Here is a 22118-nt window from a genome sequence, read left to right as displayed (position 1 = left end):
AGGCGCGTGGGGGCGCGCCTGTCGCGGCGGGGGGCCTTGCGCCCCTGATTCTCAGGTAGCCGCCAGGCCCGGGAGCGGCGACTTGGCCGACAGGGCCGGATCGCCGAAGCCGGCGTAATCCGTGACGCCCATCGCGTCGCACAGGCTGAGCAGCACGCGCTCGTGCCGCTCCTTGCTCTGGATGAACCGGCCGCCGGGGCTCGTCTTCAGGTAGCCGCCGTTGCCGCTCGCCAGGACGAACTTCATCTCGTTCTGCGTGTGCGCCGGCGCGTCGCCCATGTCGCGGCACCAGGCGACCAGGGTGTTGTCGAGGAGCGAGCCGGAGCCGTCGGCCTCGGGCAGCTCCTTCAGCTTCTTGATGACGCCGACGAACTGCTCGTGCAGCCACTTCTCGAGCTTGATCAGCTTCACGTGCCCGGGGTCGTTGCCGTGGATCAGGCCGTTGTGCTCCTCGTCGGCCAGGCCGATCTCCGGCAGATTCACGTTCATCATCTGATCCGAGCCCCACTGGATCGCCGCGATCCGCGTGATGTCGCACGCGAAGGAGCCGACGAGGATGTCCAGATGAAGCTGGTTGGCCTTCATCGCGTTGGTCATGTCGCCGGAGGGCGCTGTCGGGACGGAGCAGCCGCCGCCCCCCTGTCCTCCGCCGGGCATCGAGGTCGAGAGCCGCTGCTCGATCTGACGGAGCGACTCGAGGTGCAGATCCAGCTTGTACTTCTGCTCCGCGCCCAGGTTCCCCTTGAGCGTCGTGATCTCGCCCTTGAGGTTGTCGAGGATGCTCTTGCGCCGGCGCAGCCGATCCTCGGCGGAGGTGTCGTTGGGGACCTGGGTCGTCGGCCCCACCCCCGAGAACACGGTCGAGTAGGCGGACATCGGGGAGCCGATGGGCACCAGGTTGTTGTTCTTGTAGAACCCCGTCTTGCCGCCGCTCGTGTCGGCGCCGAGCAGGAGCGAGGGGATGGGCGTCGCCAGCGAGGCCTTCAGCTTCTCCACGATGAACTGGTCGACCGAGATCAGCCCGTAGGGGCCGGCGCTGTGGTAGCCCATCCCGGTGAGGCCGTCGGCGGACCCGTGGTTGTTGCCGGGGCTCGCGCTGGGGAGGCCATCCACCATCACGATGTGCTCCTTCACCTGCTCGAGAGGCGAGGTGGCATCGCTGAACGTGGGGGTCTCACCGGAGACGCTCTTCGGCTTCCAGACCTCGGGAGCCGTCCCCATGGTGAAGAAGATCAGGAGCCGCTTCGGCTTCTTCCCGGGAGCCGCGTTGGCGATGGAGTCATAGAAGGGCGAGAACAGGAGGCTGGCCCCCAGGCTGGCCCCGACACCCTTGATAAAGTTCCTACGGCTGTGGCTGCGCATGACCGATCCTTTCGCTGACTACCGATCTCTTCGTTGTTTGCAGCCGTGGGGTCACGGACCTTGAACTCTGCGGGTGAAGTGCGGCGCGCGCGTCAGCGCGAGCCACACGTTCTTCATGCGGTACTCGTCGACCGCCGCCTCTTGCTGGACCTTCTCGTACGTGCAGCCGTCCTCTTTCCAGGTGCCGCCGAACGCGTAGTACGACCAGTAACGGACCATGCACGCCTTGACGTCCTCGCTCGCCGCGAGATAGTCGGCCAGCTCGGTCACGCCGCTGAAATTGAAGTCCGACCCGGAGGGCGGCTCGATGATCGTGCCGGTCACGTCGAGGGGGAGCCCGTTCTCGTCGTTCCGCCACCGACCGAACGTGTCGTAGTGCTCGAAGCCGACGCCGATGTTGTCCATGTACTTGTGGCAGCCGTTGCAGGTACCGGCGGTGTGGTTCGCGAGCGTCTCACGCGTGGTCGCCGGGGTGTCCAGGGGCTTGACGTTCGGATCGACGCCGGGCGGCGGGGGCTCGAGCGGCTGGCAGAGGAGACGGGTGCGGACCATCTTGCCGCGCTGGGTGGGCGAGGACAGCTTCGCGCCGCCGTGCCCGGTCAGGAAGCTGCCGTGGGCCAGGATGCCCCGATCGCGCTGCCCGGGGGTGATCTGCACCCGGGTCAGCTCGGTGCCGCCGGCGCCGCCAAGGCCGTAGTGCGCCGCAAGGCCGCTGTTGATGTACGTGTAGTCCGCCTGCAGGAGGCTGGAGAACGTGCCGTTCTGCGTGAACGCGGTGTCCAGGATGAGCGCCTGCGTCTCGGACATCATGTCCTTGCGCAGCTCGTCCGGGAGCGTGAAGACCGTGTTGTCCTTCACGCTGGTGACCAGGCGGTTGAGCTGGAGCCAACCGCGCATGAACCGCATCATCTCGGCCTCGGCGAGCGGCTTGGTCGCCGGGTCCTCCAGGAGGCGCAGCGCGTGCTGGGAGATCTGCTCGCTGGTCAGCGTGGTGCCCTGGGCGACGGCCTCGTCGGCGACCTGCAGCAGCGCTTCGTCCGGCATGGTCCCGGTCAGCAGGTACGAGATGTTGTTCGCGATCTCGTGCGGGGTGAGCTCGTAGAGGCCCGCGCCGCCGGCCTCGGCCCCGATCTCGTGGCGGTACAGGAAGAACGGCGACTGCAGCATGGCGCTCACGACCACCTTGGCGCCATCCTCGAACGTCTTCTCCGGCGCGAACAGGGCGTCGTAGGACGCGACGCGGTCGTCCGAGAGCTTCTCGCGGAACGCGCGGCGGCCGAAGTCGCGGATGAACTCGCCCCGGCAGGCGGCGTCCGTCGCCCTGCAGGTGACCGACGTGATGCTGCCGAGCTTGGTCGTCACCGCCCACTCGGCGGTCGCCTCGGCCCAGTCCATGATCTGCTGGGCGGTCAGGTCGCGGATCACCAGCGCGTTCGCGTCGGCCGTGAACCCGAGCACCTGCGGATCGTTGAAGATGCTCGGCAGGGTGACGCCCGGATCCTTGAAGAGATCGCGGACGGTGGCCTCGAACTGGTCCACCGTCAGGCGACGCACCATGCGCGGGCCGGGGGTGCTGAGGTCCTCGACCATGCAGGCCGACACCTTGGGGATGTCGTGCGGCTGCGGCGGCGGATCGTCGGTCGGCAGCGGGTTGGTGGTATCGGGATTGTTCTCCTCCTCCTCCTCCTCCGCGGGCGTGCCGTCAACATTGCCCAGATTGCCCAAGCAACCGAGCGGGCCGGCGAGGAGGAGCGCGACCGCTGAATAGCGGCGACACGCCCTCGCCGAAACCAAGCTATTAAGCGTGCTCATCATTGCTTGAGAAAAGCTGATGTCTCTCATGTTGTCAAGCCCCGATCAAGCGGTGTCGCCTCGATAACTCACGTGATTTCCCACGTACCCTGACGCAGCTCGTCATTCTCTATCGAACCTTTACCCACACACCCTGACGCAACTCGTCATTCTCTATCGAATCTTTATCAAATCTGGATCGAATCTTTATCGGATCTCTCAGCGCTTCTGCCTGGTTCCGCTGGCGGACCGAGCTGGCTCTCCAGGGATAGAGTCGTGTTCGACGCTCCGCGTCGAGCCGATTCACGATGCCGTCCGCCACGCGAGCCAGCTCGGCCGGCCCTCGATCTCGGAGCCGAACCGGAGCCGCTGGACCGCCAGGCGCGCTTCGACCTCGGGGCTCGCGGCGAGCCGCTCATTTCCCGTGAGTGTCGAAAAGCGATCCACGGAGAGACACTAAGCAACCTGTGTGCCGCTCCGTCTCTCAGGAGCTACCCGTGGGTTTTGGGCCAGTTTATGGATTTTTTCGGAGATTTTGCGTGGGTGGACGCCAAAAAGTCCAGGAAGCGCGATCCACCCCAGCAGCGATCCATCCGTGCTCTTCTGTGACCGGGCTCCCCAACCCCGGCCACGTCAGCCCCACGTCAGCCCTTGGACCAGGCGCTGATCGAGCGATAGCTGGCGACGGACTCCTCGATGACCTCCAGGGCGCGCTTCCTGTCGTACATCATGTCGACCTCGGCGAGCTTGTTCTCGAGCGTCTTGTAGTCGATGAAGAACCGCATGAGCTCCTTGGTCACGTGCGGGGGCAGCTCCTCGTGGGTCAGGTAATGGGCCACGGAGGGGTCGTCGACGGCGACCGCGATGATCTTGTCGTCGACGCCCTTGTCGTCGCGCATGAAGAAGCCGCCGATGGCGCGCGCCCGCACGATCGTGAGCGGCACGACCGGCTCCTGCATGAGGACGAGGACGTCGAGCGGGTCGCCGTCTCCCGCGTGCGTCTGGGGGATGAAGCCGTAGCTGGCGGGATAGTGCACAGACGAGTAGAGCACGCGATCGAGCATCAAGAGCCCGGTCTTCTTGTCGAGCTCATACTTGCACTTCGACCCCTTCGGGATCTCGATCACCACGGGAAAGAAATCGTGCCGGCTGTCAGGAAGCACGATGTCGTGAAGCGGATGTGTCATTGAGGCGTCCTGGGCTTTCGCCCCGCCCTGGAGGCGGGCGAGGGGTACGCAGGATAGCAGAATTCAAGGCAAACTGGCGCGCGGCGTATCGCCCGCCACGCACCGGGGCGGCCGAGCTGGCAGGGTCGGGTGGGCGCGTCCGGGCGGGCGCGGCCGCGCTGGTACGGCCGCGCCGGGGCGGGCGGCGATACGCCGCCGCGGCTCACTCCCGCCAGCAGAAGCCGAAGGACGCGGACGCCCCCGGATCGAGCTCCGCGTTGTAGCTCACGCCGGAGAACTTCACGCCCGCGTTGCCCGCCTCGGCCACGGCGTTCCACACGTCGGTGGGCGTGCCGTCGGTGTGGAGGGTGACCTCCCAGAGCGCCTTGGCGTCGCCCTGGTGGGTGACCACGACCGACTTGCAGCCGCCGCCGTCCCACACCGAGTCCACGGTCTCCTGGATATCGAAGCTCGAGCTCGTGGGCGGGGGGTCGTTGTCGGTGCCCGACGGCCCCGTGCCGCCGCCGGGATCCGTCGAGGAGCCCGGGTCCGCCGCCGCCTCGGCGAGGCGCTTCGTGAAGCGCGGCGACCGCGCGATCGCCTTGATGACGCCTGCGACGGTCAGCTCCTCGGGCCCGAGCTGGCCGGTGATCTGCTCCGCCATGCAGGAGAGATCGGCCTGGTCCATGGCGCCGAAGCCGAAGCGGAGCCACTGGAGCGTGAAGCACGCCTGTGCGTCCGGGCTCTGCGCGAGCTTCTGGGCGAGCTCTCCGGTGCCGTCGAACGGGCCGCTCGCGCTCGGCGCCCCCACGATGTCGCCGCTCGCGTCGACCGGGTGCCCGTCGTCGGTGTCGCGGTAGCGGCCGACGCCGTCGAAGTGCTCGAAACCAAAGCCGATCCCGTCGATGAGCGAGTGGCAGCTGCCGCACGCCTCGTTGCTGGAGTGCTCGAAGAACCGCTCGCGGGTCGACTTCGTGGGATCGGGCTGGGGCGGCTTGACGTCGAGCCCCGCGGGCGGCGGCGGCAGCGGCTGGCAGAGGAGCTGCTCGCGCACGAACTTGCCGCGGTGCACGGGCGACGACTCGGCGGCGTGCGCGTGGGTGCTGAGGACGCTGCCGAGCGTGAGGATGCCCATCCGGTTCGACCCGGTGAGGTCGACGCGCGTCATGCCGTCCTGGTCCGCGGCCCCGCCCGGCGCCTCCAGGCCATAGAACGACGCGAGCTCCTGGTTCACGTAGGAGTAGCTCGCGGTGTACATCTCGTTCAGCGAGCCCGAGCCCTCCCGGATGAGGTGGCGCACGAAGGCCGCGGTCTCCCGCTCCATCGCCTGCCGGACCGCCTCGGTGTACTCCGGGTATGCCGTCATGTCCTTCGACGGCTTGGCGTTGAGCTGGAGCCAGGTCCTGAAGAACCTGAGGACGCCGGCCTCGGCCCGCGGATCCTGCATCATCCTGTCGACCTCGGCGGAGATGACCGCCGGCGTCGCGAGCTCGCCCGACTCCACCTTGCCAAGCAGCTCGTCATCCGGCATCGAGCTCCAGATCATGTAGGAGAGCTGGGACGCGATCTCGTGCGGCAGGAGCTGGTATGTGCCGTCCTGCGCGACGGCGCCGAGCTCCGGGCGATAGAGGAAGTACGGGGACTGGAGCGCCGCGGCGATCATCGACTGGACGCCCATCGCGAAGCCCTCGTCCGCCTCGACGCTGCGGTGGAGCTCCATGTACCGCGCGCGGTCCTGCTCGGTGAGCGGCCTGCGGAAGGCCCGGCGCCCGAAGCTCTCGAAGAACGCGGTCGCGCAGGCGTCGTCTCCGGTCTCCACCTCGCAGGGGATGAGCGAGCCCGGCGCCTCGATCACCCTGGCGGCGATGTCCTCGGCAGCGTCGCGCATCAGCTGAACGTCGGTCCCGGCGTAGAGGAGCGCGTCGGCGTTGTTGTCGAAGCCCTCGACGTTCGCGTCCGTCGGGAGGATGTAGCCGGTCGAGTCGACGCCGAGCAGGTCGGCCACGGTCCGGTCGAACTCGACGCGCGACATCCGGCGCAGGACGCGCCGCCCGGACACCCTGTCGGGCTCGCAGGCCGTCGGTTGCTCCTCGCATCCCACGCCCAGGTTGACGCGGTTGACGAACTTCTCGAACACCACGTACTCCTCGCCCTGGAACGGGATGAGCGCGCCGCCGGCGTGCCCCTCGGGGTGCCGGCCGGAGGGGCGCAGGAGGAGCGCCGACTCGGCGTTCACCTGGATCGCGGCCATGTCGCGCACCGCCTCGAAATTCGCCTGCAGCGCCTCCTCGGTGCCCGAGGTGTCGAACACCATGCGGGTCCCCTTCGCGAGCCCGCTCTCGGTGTGACAGACGGTGCACTTCGAGGACATGATCGGGTCCCAGAGGTTCGCCTTGAAGAACGCGACGTTGTCGGCACATCCCGTGTCGAGGGAGCCCGTGTCGTCTCCGCCGTTCGTCTGGCCGTCGTCGTCGCCGCCTCCGAACAGGCCGTTGCAGCCGGCGACGGCGGCGCCCAGCGCGGCGCACGAGAGCACGAGCGCGTGGCTGAGGCGCGGTGTCCGCCTGCGCCGCGGGGCATCGCTCGTCGGCAGAGGCCGGGAGACAGGCGCATCCGCCTCGTCGAGGGGTCCCGTCGTGTTGTGTGTGTTCATGAGCTTGTTCCTCGTAATCCCGAGTGCTGTGGGTGGACGGACATGCGGAGGACCGCGCATCACGCGAGCCCATCCAGCGGGCCAGTGCCCTTCGAGGCGTCGCCGAAGGTGCTGTTGCCGAGGCCCATGGCCTGGCAGATCGAGACAAGGAGCTGCTGGTGGGGAGCGCCGCCGAAGTTGACGTAGCGGCCGGGCGTGAAGGCTCCCCCGCCGGCGAGGACGAACGGGACCGACTCGCACCGGTGCAGCGGCGCGTCGCCGAGCTCCTTGGCCCACACGACCAGCGTCTCGTCGAGCAGGGTGCCGCCGCCGGAGCCGGCGGTCGACTTCAGCTTCCCGAGGAGGTAGGCGAACTGCTCGGCGAACCATCGCTCCGCGATGCGGAACCTGTCGACGTCCTCGCCCGTGCTCGCGTGCGAGAGCGAGTGATGGTCCTGGCCGGACAGGCCGAGCCACCGGAGGTGCAGCGGCGAGACCGTGTGAGAGAACTGGACGGTCGCGACCCGGGTCCGCCCGCACGCGAGCGCCGCGGCGACGAGGTCCATCTGCGCGATGGCGATGTCGGGGACGGCGTCCTCGTCGGTCGGGTTGAACGAGGGCGGGGGCGCGGGCGCCGTGTTGCAGCTCGCGGCGACGGGGCCGGCGCCCGCGCTGGCGCCGGGCGCGATCTGCTTGAGGCCGTCGATGTGCGCGTCGAGCTTGGCCTGCTCGCGCGCGGGCGCGCCGGCGCGCAGCGCCTCCATCTCGCCGTTCGTGACGCGCAGGATGCTCTGCCGGCGCTTCATCTTCGGATCGACCTCGCCAGCGTCCGTCCCGGTCGGTTCGTTCGCGCCCGTGAAGCCGTCGAAGATCTGGTTGTATGCGGTCCGCGGCTCGTCGATCACGGGAGCGAACTGCCCCGCCGCGCTGTACGACATGCGGGTCTGCGAGTTCGTCCCCCACGGGCTCGTGTAGATACCGAGGTTGACCGGCCGGCCGCCGAGCTCCTGGGCGACGTACCAGTCGAGGCTCTGGCCGCGGCTGGCGCTCCCGGCGTTGCCGCCGCCCGTGAGCATGTTGACCATGCCGGGCTCGTGGTTGTCGACGCCCTTGAAGTCGATGCCGTCGCAGAGGATGAGATCGGACTTATGCGCTGCGAGCGGCTCGAGGATCGAGCCCGCAGGGAGAGAGAAGCTCGATCCCGAGCCCGTCGGCCGCCAGAGATGATGATGAGTCCCGTTGGGGGAGAAAAAGACAACCAGGTTGCGAGCAGTCCCACCGTCGGCGCGAAGCTGGTTGATCCTCCCGAGGAACGGAGCGGCGAGGAGACCAGCGCCCAGGCCGGCGACGAAGCGACGTCGGGATATGCGGTTCATGCACGCGGGCTTTGCAGAGGCCGTGCCCAGCGAGGCGAGCGGCGCCGAGAACTCGAATTCATCGAAGAATGACAGGGCCACATGTCGCCTGAACCCGGAGCGGTTCTGGGCGCGAGATCCAGGCGATTTCGAGGGCGATCCTGGACTGGAACGAGTTCGGCGCACATGCACCACAATGCGTGAGCCTCTGCGCCACAGGAGATGTCGCAATTTTATCTTCCAGACATCCTTTGTACCTCGGCCGCTCAACCCCTCCTCGTCCGAGCACAGCCATGCAGCGAGCTCGGCAGTATCTGGCACGGTCACACCGGTGCAATCCGCAGGACGCTCCGCGGCGCGACCGCCCGACCCGACGACGCCGGGGCCCGCAAGCCGCCCGCGTGGAGCATCCCGGGATGGGCAGGAGGCGCCGCTCGTGCGATGAGCTAGGGCCCCATCGCGGGGGCAGACCTCGCCCGCGGGCCTCCGGATGGCTGTAGCGCTCCCCACGAGACCGTGCCCCACGCACGCCCCACCCCAGGGACGGGAGCGCGCGCCTGCTCCGCAGCGGCCGCGGCGCAAGGCGCGCTGCGGGCTCGCGCTGCTCGCGCTTGTCGCGTCCCTCGGCGGCCCCCACGCGGCGGCAGCGCGCGCGCCGGACGCGCCGTCGGCCGGCCCGCCCGCGCCGAGCGCGCAGCCTGGTGCGCCCCCCGACGAGGCCGCCAGCCCGCCGGCCGAGGGCCGCCCCGTGGTCTCACCGGTGCAGCGCCCCGACGAACGCGACGTCCCGCAGCGCGCTTGCTCGTTCACGCTGCCGGTGTGCGTGCACGCGCCCGCGGACGTCCCCGGCGCCGCCCTCCTGGCGAGCCTCGCTCACCTGGAGGCCGCGATGCGCGCCTACGACGCGCTCGGCCTGCCGCGGCCGCTCCCCGACGGCGCGCGGGGCGGCAGCCCGTCGTACGATCTCTACCTGGAGCGCGGCCCGCGCCGCAGCCCCACGCGCGTCGGGCACGACCTGCGGGCGGTCGGCGAGCGGTTCGACGCCGCGAGCGCGTTCGCCCTCATCGCGGCGCCAGGGCGCGGCGGGTGCACGAGCGCGTCCGACGCGGCGTATGCGCTCGGGCACGCCGTCGCCGTGCGCCTCGACGCCGGGGCCGAGGAGGGCGCGCTCGCCATGGCCGCGAGCTACCTCGCCGCGATCGCGGCGCCCTGCGCGGCCGAGGAGCTCGCCGCGATCGACGCCTTCCAGCGCGCCCCCGAGCGGGCGCTGACGGGCGCGGCGCTCGGCGCGCTCGACGGCGCCCTGCTCTTCCCGTGGTACCTCGACGACGCCTACGGCACCGGGACGCCGGCGCAGGTCGCGATGTCGCTGCTCGCCATCGCGGCGCAGTCCACGCCCGCAGGCGCGGCGCGCTTCCGCGCCGAGCCCGACACGTTCGACGCGCTCCGGGCGTCGCTCAGGTCCCGCGGCAAGGACCTCGACGACCTGCTCCTCGAGCTCGCGATCGCGCGGGCGTTCCTGGGCAGCCGCAGCGACGGCGCCCACCTGTCGGACGCCGAGCGGTTCGGCGACTTCGGCCGGGTGCGCTTCGAGTGGTCGCTGCCCTACGCCACGCTCCCGCGGCGGGTCGCGCCCTTGCGACCGATCGAGCCGACCGGCGCCACCTATCTGTGGCTCGATCTCTCCGCCGAGAACGCGAGCGCTCGACCGGACCTCGAGGCGGCCGAGATCACCTTCGTGGCCGACTGGGAGCTGCCCGCGCTGTTCCGCTGGGCGATCGTGAAGGTCGACAGGCAGGGCGCCGAGGCCGGCCGCGTCGAGGTGGCCGGCATCTTCGGCAGCAGCCGCGCGCAGCGCACCGTGGTCGGGCTCGACGGCCTCTCGGGGCTGCTGCTCGTGGGCGTCAACGCGGGGAGCATGATCCGGAGCCGCCCGTTCGACCCCGACGATGCGCCGTTCATGCCGCACGCCTACACGGTCTGGCTCTCGAAGTAGGCGTCACGGCCGCGCCTCGTCGCCCCTCGGGGACAGGTGCTGCGCGAACCATTCCCCCGCGAGCCGGGCCACCGCCGCGAGCGCGCCCGGCTCCTCGAACAGGTGCGTCGCCGACGGCACGACGGCGAGGCGGCGCGGGCCGGCGAGGCGCTCGAGCGCGTCCTGGTTCAGCGCCAGCACCGCGGTGTCCGCGCTGCCGACGATGAGCAGCGTCGGAGCCCGCACCCTGGCCAGGGCCGCGCCCGCGAGATCGGGCCTGCCGCCGCGCGACACGACGGCGCCCACGGCGCGAGGCCGCGCCGCCGCCGCGATCAGCGCGGCCGCCGCGCCGGTGCTGGCGCCGAAATAGCCGACGCCGAGATGACGGAGCTCGGGGCGCGCGAGCGCCCAGTCCGTCACCCCGATCAGCCGCCGGGCGAGCAGGTCGATGTCGAAGCGGAGGCGAGCGCTCCGGCGATCTTCCTCCGCCTCGTCCTCGGTGAGCAGGTCGAAGAGCAGCGTGGCCAGCCCCCACCGCCAGAGCGCCTCCGCGACGGAGCGGTTGCGAGGGCTCCTGCGGCCGCTGCCGCTGCCGTGGGCGAAGAGAACGAGGCCGACCGCCCTCTCCGGGACCGCGAGATCCCCGGGCAGCGCCGCCGTCCCCGCCTGGACGCAGAGCGGCCGCTCCGCGCCCTCGGGCGGCGGCAGCTCGCGCTGCGCCTCGGCGAGCAGCTGGACGACCGCCTCGTCGGAGGTCTGCGAGAAGTCCTCGTAGTAGGCGCCGATCGCCTGGAGGCCGGGGTCCTCCTCGATGCACGCGGTGCCGTCGACCTCGCGGCAGAGCGACGACAGGCTCGACGGCGCGGCGACGGGCACCGCGAGCACGAGCCGCCTCGGCGAGCGCCTGCGCAGGTCGCGCAGCGCGGCCCGCACCGTGCCGCCGGTCGCGATGCCGTCGTCCACGACGATGACCGTCCGCCCCTCGATGAGGGGCATCGGCCTGTCGCCCCGGAACCGGCGCACCCCCCGCTCCACCTCGGCGGTCTGCTGTTCCGCGACCTCGGCGAGCTCCGCCTCGGTGATCCCGAGCAGCGCGACGAGGCTCCGGTCGATGTACACCTCGCCCCCCTCGGAGATCGCGCCCACACCGAGCTCCGGCTGCCCGGGTGCGCCGAGCTTGCGCACGATCCACACATCGAGCGGCGCGCCCAGCGCGCGCGCCACCTCGTAGCCCACCTCGACGCCGCCTCGCGGCAGGCCGAGCACGAGCGGCGCCTCGCTCCTGTACCCCGAGAGCAGCTGCGCGAGCCTGCGCCCGGCGTCCCTGCGATCCTGGAACAGCTTCGCTCGACCCATCGCCGCCTCCCCTCACCTCCGCCCCTTTTGACCTTTCAAGAGCGGTGCCGCGCGGGTCACGCCCCGCGCTGGCGCGGGGCGGTGGGGGACGGGGCCGAGCGCCGGCGCGAGCTCAGCCGCGCGGCGCGGCGGCCCGTCAGCCGAACAGGCTCCACTCGTCCTCGATGAGCGAGAGCGCGTTGAGCAGCTCGAGCGCGAGCTCGCGCTCGAGCCACTCGTCGACGCGCTGGCCGGCCGCGACCGCGCTGAAGCACGCGCGCGGGATGCGCTTCGCGAGGTGCATCAAGCACGAGCCGGTCCGGTCGAGGCGCGCGACCCAGTCGGTGTCGCGGTAGGCGTACCTGGCCTGGTGGAGCAGCGAGTCGCTGAGCGCGGAGATCCTGTCGCGGATGACCTCGGCGGGCTCGGCGCGGGACGCGATGGCCTCGCGGATCTCGCCGATGGCGCGCAGCACGAGGCCGACCGGCGCGCCGGGGTGGAACGAGGCGCGCTTCGGCGAGAACGTCAGATCGTCGAGCGCCAGGAAGTACAGGGCCTGCGGCGAGGACACGCGGTAGAGGTACGCCGCGCCGCAGGCGTCGGCCGACCTCATCGCGATCTGCCAGGCGCCCTCCTCGTCCACGCTGTCCTGCTCCGCGGGCATCCCGTCGAAGCGCTCGATCCCCGTGCTGCTGACGAGCGGATCGGCCCACGCCATGACCAGGACCGACGTGGCGCGCGACCAGCTGCATAGCAGGCGCGCGCCCGCCTCGGCGGACACGCGGCCGCCCGGCGCGATCCAGACGAAGCGCCCCTCCTTGAGGTCGGCGCGGTACTCGTGCTGTGAGGCGCCGTGATCGGCGAGCTGCTGGAAGAGCTCCTCGCCCCGCGCCGCCCAGCGCTGGGCGAGCGCTTCCTCGGCGCTGCCGGACGGCGTGTCGTCCCAGTCGAGCTCCGGCGGACGGGGGGGCGAGAGCTCCGCGTCGCCCGCTTTGCTCTTGGCCTTCGCGGTGCTCTTGACCTTCGCGGTCCGAGGTCGTCGCTTCGGCGGCGCGGCGCGGGGCTGCTCGTCGGCGCGCGCCCTCGCGGCGCCCTTCCTAGGCGCGGCCGTTCGCTCCTTCGCGGCGCCCTTCCTCGGCGCGGCCGCTCGCTCCTTCGCAGCGCCCTTCCTCGGCGCCGGCCGCTCCGTCGCAGCGCGCTTTTTCGGCGCGGCCCGTCGCTCCGCCGGAGCGGCCTCCACCCGCGCGGTGGCCCCCTTCGCCTTCTTGGCCGTGGCCCGCGCGCTGATGGGCGACCGCTCCTGCCTGTCGCGCAGCGCGGCCGGCGAGCCCGCGTCGGCGACGCCGCGCTGGCCCGCCTTGTCACGAGGCTGCGCGCGCGCCCGCCCGGTCGATGCCTTGACGGTGCGCCTGGGTTCGGCCGAGGTCCCTCGACCGCGCGGTTTGGGCATTGGGACAAGGTATCACGAGCTCGGCGGGCGATACCGATGGACGCGCCCCGAGCAACGCGCATGGCGAACGGAAGGCCAGTCGACCGAGCGCCAGGCCAGAAGCCCGCAGCCCAAGCTCGGTCTGCCTGGCCACGTTCAGCTCACGTGCGTTTGCGTTCAGCTCGCTTCAGTTCGCTTCGCGGAGGGCGCGGCGCACGACCTTCTTGAATTTCGCGAGCGGCTGGGCTCCGCTGACCAGGTAACCGTTGATCACGAACCCCGGAGTCCCGGTGATGCCGGCGCTCCGCGCGGTCTGCGCGTCGGCCTCGACAGCGGCTCGATGGGTGCGCTCGTCGAGCGCCCGGGCGAAGCGCGCCGCGTCGAGCCCGATGCTCGCGGCATGCTGCTCCAGGGCCGCGCGATCGAGGTTCGAGGCGTCATGGGCCTTGAAGAGCCGATCGTGCATCTTCCAGAAGCCGGCCGGCCCCTGCTGCGCGAGCGCCTCCATGGCCGCTTCGGCCGCCAGCTGCGCTTCGGGGTGGAAAGGGAGCGGCAGGTGGCGGAAAACCACACGGACCTTGCCCGGGAAGGCCTTGAGGAGCTCGTCCATCGTGGCGCCGCCGCGCGCGCAATAGGGACACTGGAAGTCGGAGAACATCTGGATGACCACCTTGCCGGCGGCCGCGCCCTTGCCGGGGTGGCCCTTGGACGGCGGGGGCACGGACACCTTCGGCGGGGACGCCGGCGGGACAGCCTGCTTCTGGATGGACTCGTAGACCTTCGCGCGCGGCGTCCCCGCCACGACCATGGCCTCCGCCTTGGCGATCTCCTCGTCGATGAGCGCCTGGAACTTCTCGAGCGGCTGCGCGCCGACGAGCCGGCGTCCATTGATGAAGAAGTGCGGGGTCCCCGCGGCGCCGAGGTCGTCCGCGAGCTCCATGTCGGCCTCGATCTTGGCCGCGTGCTTGCGCGAGGCGATGGCGCGCTTCACCGCCGCCACGTTCAGCTGGAGATCCGCGGCGAGGGCCTCGAGCGCCGCGTCGTCGAGGCTGGCCTCGACGGCGAGGAGGCGATCATTGGCCTGCCAGAAGGCGGCGTCCCCCTTCTGGGCCCGAGCCTCGAGCGCGAGCTCCGCAGCGGGCTCGGCGCGGGGGTGGAACGGCAGCGGGTTGTCCTTCCACACGACGCGCAGCTTGTCGCCGTACTGCGCCGCGAGCTTCTCGACCGTCGGCGTGATCCGCCTGCAGAACGGACACTGGTAGTCGCTGAACAGCACCATCGTGACGAGCGCCGTGTCCTTGCCGCGCGCGGGCGAGTCCCCGACGGGCACGAGGTGCACTGTCCTGCGCTCTTCCTCCTCCTCGGCGTCCTCGGGCTCCGCGGCGGGCGGGGCGAAGCTCTTCTTCGCGAGCGCCGCGTACACCTGCTCCGGCGGCGTCCCCTCGGCGCGGAGCGCCCGCGCCGAGGCGAGCTGCGCGTCGATGATCTCGGCGAACCGCTCCGCCGACTCCGCGCCGACGAGGGCGACGCCGTTGATGAACGACGCCGGCGTGCCGTTCACGCCGAGCCGCGCGGCGAGCGCCATGTCGGCGTCGACCTTCTGCGCCGCCGCGCTCCGCTGAACGAGCTGCTTGACCTGGCCGGGGGTCACCCCCGCCCGCCGGAGCGCCGCGGCCTCGAGCTCCGGGGAGAGCCGCTCGTCCGCGGCGAAGATGGCGTCGTGAAACGCCCAGAAGGCGCTGGGACCGGCGTGCGCGAACACCGCCATCCCCGCCTCGGCGGCCGGCCGAGCCTGCCTGTGGAAGGCGAGCGGGAAGTTCTTCCACACGATCCGCAGCTGCTCCGGGCCGTAGCGCCGCTCCAGCTGCTTCAGCGTGCCGTCCAGGTGCTTGCAGAAGGGGCACTCGAAATCGGAGAACACGACGATCGTCACGGGCGCGAGCCGGCTGCCGCGCGCCGGATCGGCGCGGGTCACCGGCACCGGACCGGGGTCGCCCTCCGCGACCATGACATCGTCGAGCGGCGCGCCCGCCCCTGACGGCTGCGCCGCGGCCCCGCCGGCCTTCGGCGGCGAGGTGCCCGGAGGGGGCGGCGGGAGAGCGGAGCTGCAGGCCAGGGCGAAGATCAGCGAGAGCCAGGCGACGGCGGCGATGGCGCGGCGGAGCATCGCGCGAGTGTACCCCCGTTCCGTGATGGCGCCGTCGCCGCGCGCGCCTCGCTGCGCCCGGCGCGGAACGTCCCCTCGCGTCGTGCGTCGTTGAGGATGAACGGCGAAGTGAACGGAGAAGCGAACGGAGAAACCCCGGCCAGGCACGATTGACGCCCTCGCCGCCTTCGGCCATGACGGGCCCGGCGCGCCGCTCGGCCGCGCCAGGAGAGCGCACCGGGAAGCCATGCAGAAGGTCTACAGCGCCGCCCGCATCCAGCCGGAAGAGCACAGGGACGTCCTCGCGCAGCTCTGGAAAGAGAACCTCGCCCACGGCGAGGTATCGCAGGAGCTCGTGGAGCGGCGGATGCGCTGGTTCCAGGAGCAGAACCCGGCGGGCCCGCCGCGGACCTGGATGGGCTTTCACGGCCCGGAGCGGGAGATCATCGGCAGCGGCTCGTTCTACCCGCGCGACGTCTACGTCAGCGGGCGGAAGCTCAAGGCCGGCGTGCTCGGCGACTTCGGCGTGACCCGGGCGCACCGCATCGCCGGGGCCGCCATGAGCATCCAGCGCGAGCTCGCGAAGGGCTGCCGCGACGCCGGGGTCGACTTCCTGTTCGGCTTCCCCAACAAGGCGTCATTCCCGATCTTCCAGCGCGCCGGCTACAAGAAGATCGCGGACTCCACCATCTGGGTCCGCCCCCTCATGGCCGCGTACAAGCTGAACGAGCTCGCCGCCTCGTCGGCCGGGGAGCAGCGAAGCACGGTGAGCGCGGTGGTGCAGCGGGTCGCGGAGCGGGCGGCCTCGGCGGTCCCGCACCCTCGCTGGCGCGCGCTCTGGGAGGCGGCGGCGCCGGGCGACCCGCCAGCCCCCCTCACGCAGGCGCTGTCGACGGCCGCCGAGCGCGTCGTGCAGCGAGCGACGGTGAAGCCGGACAACGCCCTGGTGCGCGCCGCCGGGCGCGCCGTCGACGCCTCCATGGCGCTCCGGGACGCCACAGCGCTGCTCGCGAAGGGCAGCCGCGTGCGCACCGAGCTCGTGGACGCCGCCGACCATCGCTTCGACGAGCTGTGGTCGCGGGCGAAGCCCTCGCCGATCGTCGGCGAGCGGAGCGCCCAGTTCCTGAACTGGCGCTATGCGCAGCTCGGCAACACGCGGCACCGCTTCTTCTGCATGCTCGACAGGCACGACGGGCGGCTGCTCGGCTACGCCGTCTACTCGGTGCGGAACAACAAGGTCGAGATGACCGACATGTTCTGCGAGGACAGCGGCCCCCTGCTCGACGCCCTGCTCCTCGAGTTCTGCCAGGCGATGCGGCGCGAGGGGCACGTCTCCGTGGGGATGCTCCTTGTGACCCCCCCTTCGTTCAGCGCGCGCCTGCGGGCGCTCGGCTTCTTCTCCCGCCCCCACCCCCCGAGCGTCGGCTCGCGGTGGCTCATCGTACATCTCGACCCCAGCTTCCCGGACGAGCTGCGGCGCGTGCTGCTCGACCCGGACAGCTGGTTCATGACCGACGGCGAGCTCGACGTCTGATCGGCCAGGCGCTCACCCCCCCGGGGATCCCACCGATCCGCTGGACCACCTCCTGCCGCCGGTTACCCTTGCCTCTCCATGGATAACGAGGCGCCCGCCCTGTCCATCGCGCGGCTGCGCTCTCTCTGGGACACCGAGGTGGATCCCTCCGCGCGGCGCGCGCTCACCGCGGCGGCCTTCGCGGGGCTGTTCGGCGCGGCGCACGTGGCGCGCGTGGGCTCCCCGCTCGCCCGCGGGCTCGCCGGCACAGGCCTCGCGGTGCTGCTCGCGGCGATCGTCGCGCGGGCGATCCTCGCGCGGCGGCGGCGCGGCGACGCCCGGCGCACCGTGCGCGAGATCGTCGGCCGCACGGACGAGGCGCTCGGCGCCGCCACCCTGAGGGCGCTCTCGCTCGTGGATCGCGCCGCGGCCGACGAGCGGGTCGGGTCGCCGGAGCTCGCCGGCCTGCACCTCCGGCGCCTGCTCGGCCGCGCCTCGCAGGCGCGCATCCTCGCGCGCGCGCAGCAGGCGGCCGCGCGGTGGGCGAGCGCGGGCCTCGCCCTCGGCGTGGCGGCGCTCGCGGCCGCCGCGATCGAGCCGTCGCGCGTCGTCGAGGGGCTCGACGTCCTCGCCGCCCGCGGCGGCGAGGCGCCGCTCGATCTGCCGTGGCTCGAGGACGTCGAGATGATGGCCACGCCGCCCGAGTACCTGCACGAGGGCCCGGAGGTGCTCCTGCCGTTCGCGACGACGATGCAGCCGCGGGGGACCGTGATCACGATGCGCGGCCGCCCGATCCGGGGCGGGCGCGCGCTCGTGCTGACCGACGGCGGCGCCGAGGTCCCGTTCGTCGACGACGGCAAGGACGGCGTGATCGCCCGCTGGACGCTCGGCGAGTCGACCACCCTCCAGGCGGCCGCGCGCTTCGGGCAGGTGCGCGTCCGGCAGGCCGACGCGCAGCGCGTCGTGTCGATCGCCGACGACGCGCCGCGCGTCACGCTCGAGGGCGCGCCGCGCACGGTCAGGCTCCTCGACGAGCCCAGCATCCCGCTCCGCTACGAGATCACCGACGATCACGGCCTGCGCGAGGTCGATCTCGTCCTTCGCGCCGGCCCGAAGGAGGAGCGCCGGGTGCTCTCGCGGCCGGCGGGGGACGCGAAGATCGACCGCGGAGGCTACGAGCTCAGGGCGCGCGATCCCTTCTTCCGCAGGACGTACGTGCCCATCGAGGTGCGGATCGAGGCGCGCGACAACGACCCGATCGAGGGCCCGAAGTGGGGCAGGAGCGAGGCGATCCTGGTCATCCCGCCGCAGGTGGGCGAGCCCGAGGCGCGGCGCTACGTCGCGCTCGCGAAGGCGCGCGACGCGCTCACCGACCTGCTCGCGGACCGCATCGGCCAGAGGACGCCGGACGCGGTCGGCGCCGCGGCGCACGCGGCGCGCGAGGCCGAGGTGCAGGCGACCGCGAAGGCGGAGGTCGAGCGGGCGCTCGCCGCCGACTACGGCGGGCTCCGGGTGCGGGGGCGCATCGCGTCGCTCGCGCGCGGTCAGCTGGCCAGGCTCGACGAGGCGCTCGCCGCCGAGCGGAAATCGACCACGCGCGCGGCGCACCAGGGGCTGCTCGACGAGACCGAGGGCGTGCTGCTCGCGTTCGACGCCGGCCTGCGCGGCCTCGGCTCCCGGGACGCCCGGGCCGTCGCGCAGCGGCTCGCCGACGTCGCGGACGAGGCCGCGGCCGCGGCCGAGCTCCTGGGCGGCGGCGATCGCGAGGGCGGCGAGGTCCGCCTCGAGGCGGCCGTCACGGTGCTGGGCGGCGGGGGGGTCGAGCTGAGCAAGATCGGCGAGCTCGGCCTCGACCTCGGCGAGATCGTCGCGAACGACCTGCGCAGGATCGCGCGCGCCCGCGGCGCCGGCGACTGGATGCACGCCGAGCTCGCGGCGCGCGACCTCGCGGCGCGGCTCAGGCGGCCGGAGCCCTCGTTCGGCGGCGGCGGCCGCGGCGGGGTGGAGTCCGGGGCGCCGCGCGGACCCGAGCCCGGCGAGGCCTCGAGCGCCGACGAGAGCGTCGCGCAGAGCGAGCGGGACCTCGAGGAGCTCGCGCGCGATCACGCCGCCGAGGTGAACGCGGTCGCCGAGGAGCTCACGCGCGCGTCGCGGCCCGAGGACATCGCGGCGCTCCGCGAGGAGGCGAAGAGGCACGCGGAGGCGATCCGCGAGGCGGTGCGGGATCTGCCGCAGCCGGGCGGGGCGCCGGGCTCGGCCGAGTCCGCGGCGGCGGCTGGCAGGGAGCAGGCCGAGGCGATGGCCGGCGCGCTGGAGCAGGTCCGCCCCGAGGAGGCGGTCCAGAGCGGCCAGGGCGCGATGCGCTCGCTGGGCGAGGCGAAGCGGCTCGGCGCGCAGGGTGGCGGCTTCTTCCCCGAGGAGCGGGCCGGCCGCGAGGCCGCCGAGGCGCAGCAGGCGCTCGGCGAGGAGCTCGCCTGGGCCGAGGAGGCGCTGCGCAGGCTGCGACAGGCTGCGGCGGGGCGGGCGCGGGAGGGCCTCGCGAGGTCGAGCCAGCGCGAGGGCTCGCTCGCCGATCGCGCGCGCGATCTGCGCAAGCGGGGCGAGCGCGGCGACGGCCGCATGCCGGAGGAGATGCTCGAGCGCCTCGACGAGGCCGAGGAGGCGATGCGCGACGCGCAGCGCGCCCTCTCCGAGGGGGACGGCGAGCAGGGCAACGAGCGCCAGCGCGACGCGCAGCGGCTGCTCGAGATGTCGCGCAGCGAGGACCAGGGTCAGGAGGGCGACGCCGAGTCGGAAGGGGAGCGGAACATGGCGAGGAAGGCCGACATCCCGGACAAGGACAAGCACAAGGGCCCCGAGGAGTTCCGGCGGCGCGTCCTCGAGGGGCTCGGGAGCGCCTCGGATCCGCGGCTGAGAGAGGCGGTCAAGCGCTACGCGGAGGGGCTCCTGAAATGAGGCGCATCGACGGTGCAGCGGTCCCGGCCAGGGCTCCGCGCAGGGCGACGGCCATGGCGAGGCGCGGCCTCAGGGCGGTGATCCTCGCCGCGCTCGCGACCGCATCGGCGACGGCGTCCGGCCGCATCACGGTCGGCGATCTCGATCGCGCCGTGCGGGCGCGGGCCGCGATCCTGGAGATCGACGCCCCGGCGGCGCGGGACATCCTGAAGGGGGCGGATCCAGCCGATCCCGCGCTCGCCATCGAGCGCGGCCGGCTCGCCATCTACGAGGGCGACTGCGACGCCGCGTCGGCGATCCTCGCGCGCCCCGATCTCGCGGCGACGGCGGAGGGCGCGGCGCTCGGGGACATCGCGCGCGGCTGCGCCCGCGCCACCGCGGCGACCGTCGTCGTGAACGACGAGGCGCGCGGCGTCTGGGTGCGGCTCCAGGACGACGAGGATCGCGCGCTCGTGCCGCTCCTCGTCGAGGTCGCCGCGAAGACGCGCGACGTGCTCGCGAAGGACCTGGGGGTCGAGCTCCTCCGGCCGCTGCGGATCGATCTCGTCCGGGATCAGTTCACGCTCTCGGCGATGACGGGCCTGCCCGAGGACGCGGCGCGGACGACGGGCACCGTCGCCATCGCCAAGTGGGGGCGGGTGACGATGCTCTCCCCGCGCGCGACGCCGAACGGCTACCCCTGGCTGGACACGCTCGCGCACGAGATAACGCACCTCGCGCTCTCGCGCGGGACGCGCGACAACGCCCCGCTGTGGCTGCAGGAGGGCGTGGCCAAGCGCGAGGAGGTCCGCTGGCGCGAGCCCGACCCGCTGGACGACGTGCCGTCCGCGGACGCGATCGCCGTCCTCGGCATCCGGAAGGGCCTCGGGCGCCCGCTCGACAAGATCGGCCCCTCGATCGCGATGCTCCCGAGCGCGGAGGAGGCGGCGATCGTGTTCGCCGAGGTCGCGAGCTTCATCCGTTACTGGACGAGGGAGGCGGGCGACACGGCGCTGCCGCAGCTCCTGCGCCGGCTCAAGGACGCGAGCAGCGACGCGGACCTGGAGCGAGCGATCGCCGAGATCTCCGGCGCGGACCTCGCGGCCTGGGACAAGCGCTGGCGCGCCTATCTCGCCACGGTGCCGGCCGACGTGCCGCCCGACCTGGCGCCGGGCGGGGACATGCCGCACCGGCAGGAGGTCGCCAAGCGGGTGCGCCTCGGCCAGCTGCTCCACGATCGCGGCCACCACGCCGCCGCCGCGGTCCAGCACGCTCGCGCGCAGGCGCTCGCGCCGCATGAGCCGGCGGTGCGCTGCTTCCTCGCCGCCGCCCTGCTGGCCTCCGGCGAGCGGGCGAGCGCCGCTCCGCTCGTCGAGCAGGTGGAGGACGTGAACAGCCGCCATGGCCGGTGGTGGTCGCTGCACGGCCTGCTCCACGGCGGCGCCGACGCGGATCGCGCCTTCTCGGCGGGCACCGCGCTCGACCCGCTGAGCCCCGAGGTGGCCTGCGAGGAAAAGCTGCCGCCGGAGCTCCCCGGCGACCCCATCCGGTCGGCCCTCTGCGAGGCCGCGCGCCGCAGGGCGCGCTAGCGCGCCGGAAGCTCCGGCGACCTCCGAGGCCGTCAGGACGAAGGGACGCCCCCTGGCGCCACGGAGCTCCCTCGGTCGGCCGGGCGGCGTCCTGCGTCGAAAAGACAACGAGACGAGGTAAACGCCGCCGCTCGGCGCAATGGTCTACGCTTGCCGGTTTCTGCGCGAGCGCGCCCGCTTCGGCTTCCGTCGCGCCGGAGCGCTCTCCTACGGTCGCGCGGTGACGAACACGGATCGCATCGTCCTGATGGTGGCGCTGAGCCTCGCTCTGTCGGCTCGGGCGTACGCAGGTGACACGCAACGCGTCTCGGAGCCGCGCGGGGTCGGCGAGCCGCGCACGGTCGGCGAGCTCAGCACGTCGACCGTGCTGGCGTTCGGCTTGATGCCCGTGGCGGCGTTCGGCCCCTCGGTGGCCGCCACCCTCCGCTGGCTCGACGTGTCCATGTCGGCCGAGGCGCGCGTGCTCTGGGCGCTGGGCAGCGATCCGAGCGGCGTCCCGACCATGGGACCGAAGAGCAGCGTCGGCTTCGGGCTCCTGTCGCTCTGCAGGCACAGGGATGCCATTTTCGTGTGCAACTTCTTGCAGTCCGGCGTCGCCAACGCGGAGCTCACAGGGGACCTGAAGCCGAAGGACGACGGCAACCTCCCCTGGATACTCACCTCCGGCGCGCGCGGGGGCGCCCAGTGGCGCCTCTGGCGAACCGTGGAGCTGCGCAGCTTCCTCGAGCTGCATGTCGTCCTGGCTCGCCCTCATCTGAAGGTCGGCACCGTCCAGAAGTGGCAAGCCTCTAGCGTCGCGGCGGTCGCCGGCATCGGCGTGGCGTTCCGTGTGACCCCGGAGTGACGCGGGGTCACACGGCGCTCCGAGCCGCGCGCCCGCGGCGCGCCTCC

General features: G+C 72.4%; 14 protein-coding genes. 5 read left to right on the top strand and 9 right to left on the bottom strand.

Annotated elements, in window-relative coordinates; genetic code table 11:
• Positions 1 to 51: 51 nt before the first annotated feature.
• The 6 genes from WMF36_RS46370 to WMF36_RS46345 all read right to left on the bottom strand — a co-directional run bounded on the left by WMF36_RS46370 (position 52) and on the right by WMF36_RS46345 (position 8327).
• Positions 52 to 1362, bottom strand: coding sequence for a DUF1552 domain-containing protein (locus WMF36_RS46370; RefSeq protein WP_437577283.1), 1311 nt, complete (start codon positions 1360 to 1362; stop codon positions 52 to 54).
• 51 nt (positions 1363 to 1413) lie between these two features.
• Positions 1414 to 3177 carry a DUF1592 domain-containing protein gene (locus WMF36_RS46365; protein ID WP_437577282.1) on the bottom strand — a complete coding sequence of 588 codons (1764 nt, stop codon included), beginning with the start codon at positions 3175 to 3177 and terminating at the stop codon, positions 1414 to 1416.
• Positions 3178 to 3456: 279 nt separating this feature from the next.
• Entirely contained in the window at positions 3457 to 3600 is a 144-nt protein-coding gene (locus WMF36_RS46360) for a hypothetical protein (RefSeq protein ID WP_437577281.1), read from the bottom strand.
• 197 nt (positions 3601 to 3797) lie between these two features.
• Positions 3798 to 4340 carry an inorganic diphosphatase gene (locus WMF36_RS46355; RefSeq protein ID WP_437484644.1) on the bottom strand — a complete coding sequence of 181 codons (543 nt, stop codon included), beginning with the start codon at positions 4338 to 4340 and terminating at the stop codon, positions 3798 to 3800.
• A gap of 202 nt (positions 4341 to 4542) precedes the next feature.
• Positions 4543 to 6972: a DUF1592 domain-containing protein gene (locus tag WMF36_RS46350; protein WP_437577280.1), complete on the bottom strand. Its 2430-nt coding sequence runs from the start codon at positions 6970 to 6972 to the stop codon at positions 4543 to 4545.
• A 59-nt stretch (positions 6973 to 7031) separates the two neighbouring features.
• Positions 7032 to 8327 (bottom strand): DUF1552 domain-containing protein, encoded by a 1296-nt coding sequence (locus tag WMF36_RS46345; protein WP_437577279.1) that lies wholly within the window; start codon positions 8325 to 8327, stop codon positions 7032 to 7034.
• Positions 8328 to 8796: 469 nt separating this feature from the next.
• On the opposite strand from WMF36_RS46345, the gene WMF36_RS46340 reads away from it, so the two are divergent.
• A complete protein-coding gene (locus tag WMF36_RS46340) occupies positions 8797 to 10302 on the top strand; it encodes a hypothetical protein (RefSeq protein ID WP_437577278.1) in 1506 nt (501 codons plus the stop codon).
• Positions 10303 to 10305: 3 nt separating this feature from the next.
• On the opposite strand, the gene WMF36_RS46335 is transcribed toward WMF36_RS46340, so the two are convergent.
• From WMF36_RS46335 to WMF36_RS46325, 3 genes are all read right to left on the bottom strand, one after another.
• The gene (locus WMF36_RS46335) at positions 10306 to 11637 is read right to left on the bottom strand and encodes a phosphoribosyltransferase family protein (protein WP_437577277.1); all 1332 of its coding nucleotides are present in this window, start codon (positions 11635 to 11637) and stop codon (positions 10306 to 10308) included.
• Positions 11638 to 11773: 136 nt separating this feature from the next.
• A complete protein-coding gene (locus WMF36_RS46330) occupies positions 11774 to 13066 on the bottom strand; it encodes a DUF6882 domain-containing protein (protein ID WP_437577276.1) in 1293 nt (430 codons plus the stop codon).
• A gap of 166 nt (positions 13067 to 13232) precedes the next feature.
• On the bottom strand, positions 13233 to 15212 hold the full coding sequence (locus tag WMF36_RS46325) for a DsbA family protein (RefSeq protein ID WP_437577275.1): 1980 nt from the start codon (positions 15210 to 15212) through the stop codon (positions 13233 to 13235).
• A gap of 226 nt (positions 15213 to 15438) precedes the next feature.
• Between WMF36_RS46325 and WMF36_RS46320 the strand changes: the two genes are divergently transcribed.
• The 4 genes from WMF36_RS46320 to WMF36_RS46305 all read left to right on the top strand — a co-directional run bounded on the left by WMF36_RS46320 (position 15439) and on the right by WMF36_RS46305 (position 22071).
• A complete protein-coding gene (locus WMF36_RS46320; RefSeq protein ID WP_437577274.1) occupies positions 15439 to 16725 on the top strand; it encodes a GNAT family N-acetyltransferase in 1287 nt (428 codons plus the stop codon).
• Positions 16726 to 16803: 78 nt separating this feature from the next.
• On the top strand, positions 16804 to 19659 hold the full coding sequence (locus tag WMF36_RS46315) for a DUF4175 family protein (protein WP_437577273.1): 2856 nt from the start codon (positions 16804 to 16806) through the stop codon (positions 19657 to 19659).
• On the top strand, positions 19656 to 21227 hold the full coding sequence (locus WMF36_RS46310) for a hypothetical protein (RefSeq protein ID WP_437577272.1): 1572 nt from the start codon (positions 19656 to 19658) through the stop codon (positions 21225 to 21227). The genes WMF36_RS46315 and WMF36_RS46310 overlap by 4 nt, the downstream gene beginning before the upstream one ends.
• Positions 21228 to 21447: 220 nt before the next feature.
• The gene (locus WMF36_RS46305; protein WP_437577271.1) at positions 21448 to 22071 is read left to right on the top strand and encodes a hypothetical protein; all 624 of its coding nucleotides are present in this window, start codon (positions 21448 to 21450) and stop codon (positions 22069 to 22071) included.
• The last annotated feature ends 47 nt before the right edge of the window (positions 22072 to 22118 follow it).

This window comes from Sorangium sp. So ce887, from assembly GCF_051521455.1.
Lineage (GTDB): Bacteria > Myxococcota_A > Polyangia > Polyangiales > Polyangiaceae > Sorangium.
The sequence above is the reverse complement of the archived record's forward strand: the minus strand, read 5'-3'. Positions and strand labels throughout refer to the sequence as shown.

Coding starts and splice junctions, on each gene's coding strand:
- WMF36_RS46320 (WP_437577274.1), top strand. CDS start 15,439: ATGCAGAAGGTCTACAGCGCCGCCCGCATCCAGCCGGAAGAGCACAGG.
- WMF36_RS46330 (WP_437577276.1), bottom strand. CDS start 13,066: ATGCCCAAACCGCGCGGTCGAGGGACCTCGGCCGAACCCAGGCGCACC.
- WMF36_RS46335 (WP_437577277.1), bottom strand. CDS start 11,637: ATGGGTCGAGCGAAGCTGTTCCAGGATCGCAGGGACGCCGGGCGCAGG.
- WMF36_RS46340 (WP_437577278.1), top strand. CDS start 8,797: ATGGCTGTAGCGCTCCCCACGAGACCGTGCCCCACGCACGCCCCACCC.
- WMF36_RS46370 (WP_437577283.1), bottom strand. CDS start 1,362: ATGCGCAGCCACAGCCGTAGGAACTTTATCAAGGGTGTCGGGGCCAGC.
- WMF36_RS46310 (WP_437577272.1), top strand. CDS start 19,656: ATGAGGCGCATCGACGGTGCAGCGGTCCCGGCCAGGGCTCCGCGCAGG.
- WMF36_RS46355 (WP_437484644.1), bottom strand. CDS start 4,340: ATGACACATCCGCTTCACGACATCGTGCTTCCTGACAGCCGGCACGAT.
- WMF36_RS46325 (WP_437577275.1), bottom strand. CDS start 15,212: ATGCTCCGCCGCGCCATCGCCGCCGTCGCCTGGCTCTCGCTGATCTTC.
- WMF36_RS46315 (WP_437577273.1), top strand. CDS start 16,804: ATGGATAACGAGGCGCCCGCCCTGTCCATCGCGCGGCTGCGCTCTCTC.
- WMF36_RS46345 (WP_437577279.1), bottom strand. CDS start 8,327: ATGAACCGCATATCCCGACGTCGCTTCGTCGCCGGCCTGGGCGCTGGT.
- WMF36_RS46365 (WP_437577282.1), bottom strand. CDS start 3,177: ATGATGAGCACGCTTAATAGCTTGGTTTCGGCGAGGGCGTGTCGCCGC.
- WMF36_RS46350 (WP_437577280.1), bottom strand. CDS start 6,972: ATGAACACACACAACACGACGGGACCCCTCGACGAGGCGGATGCGCCT.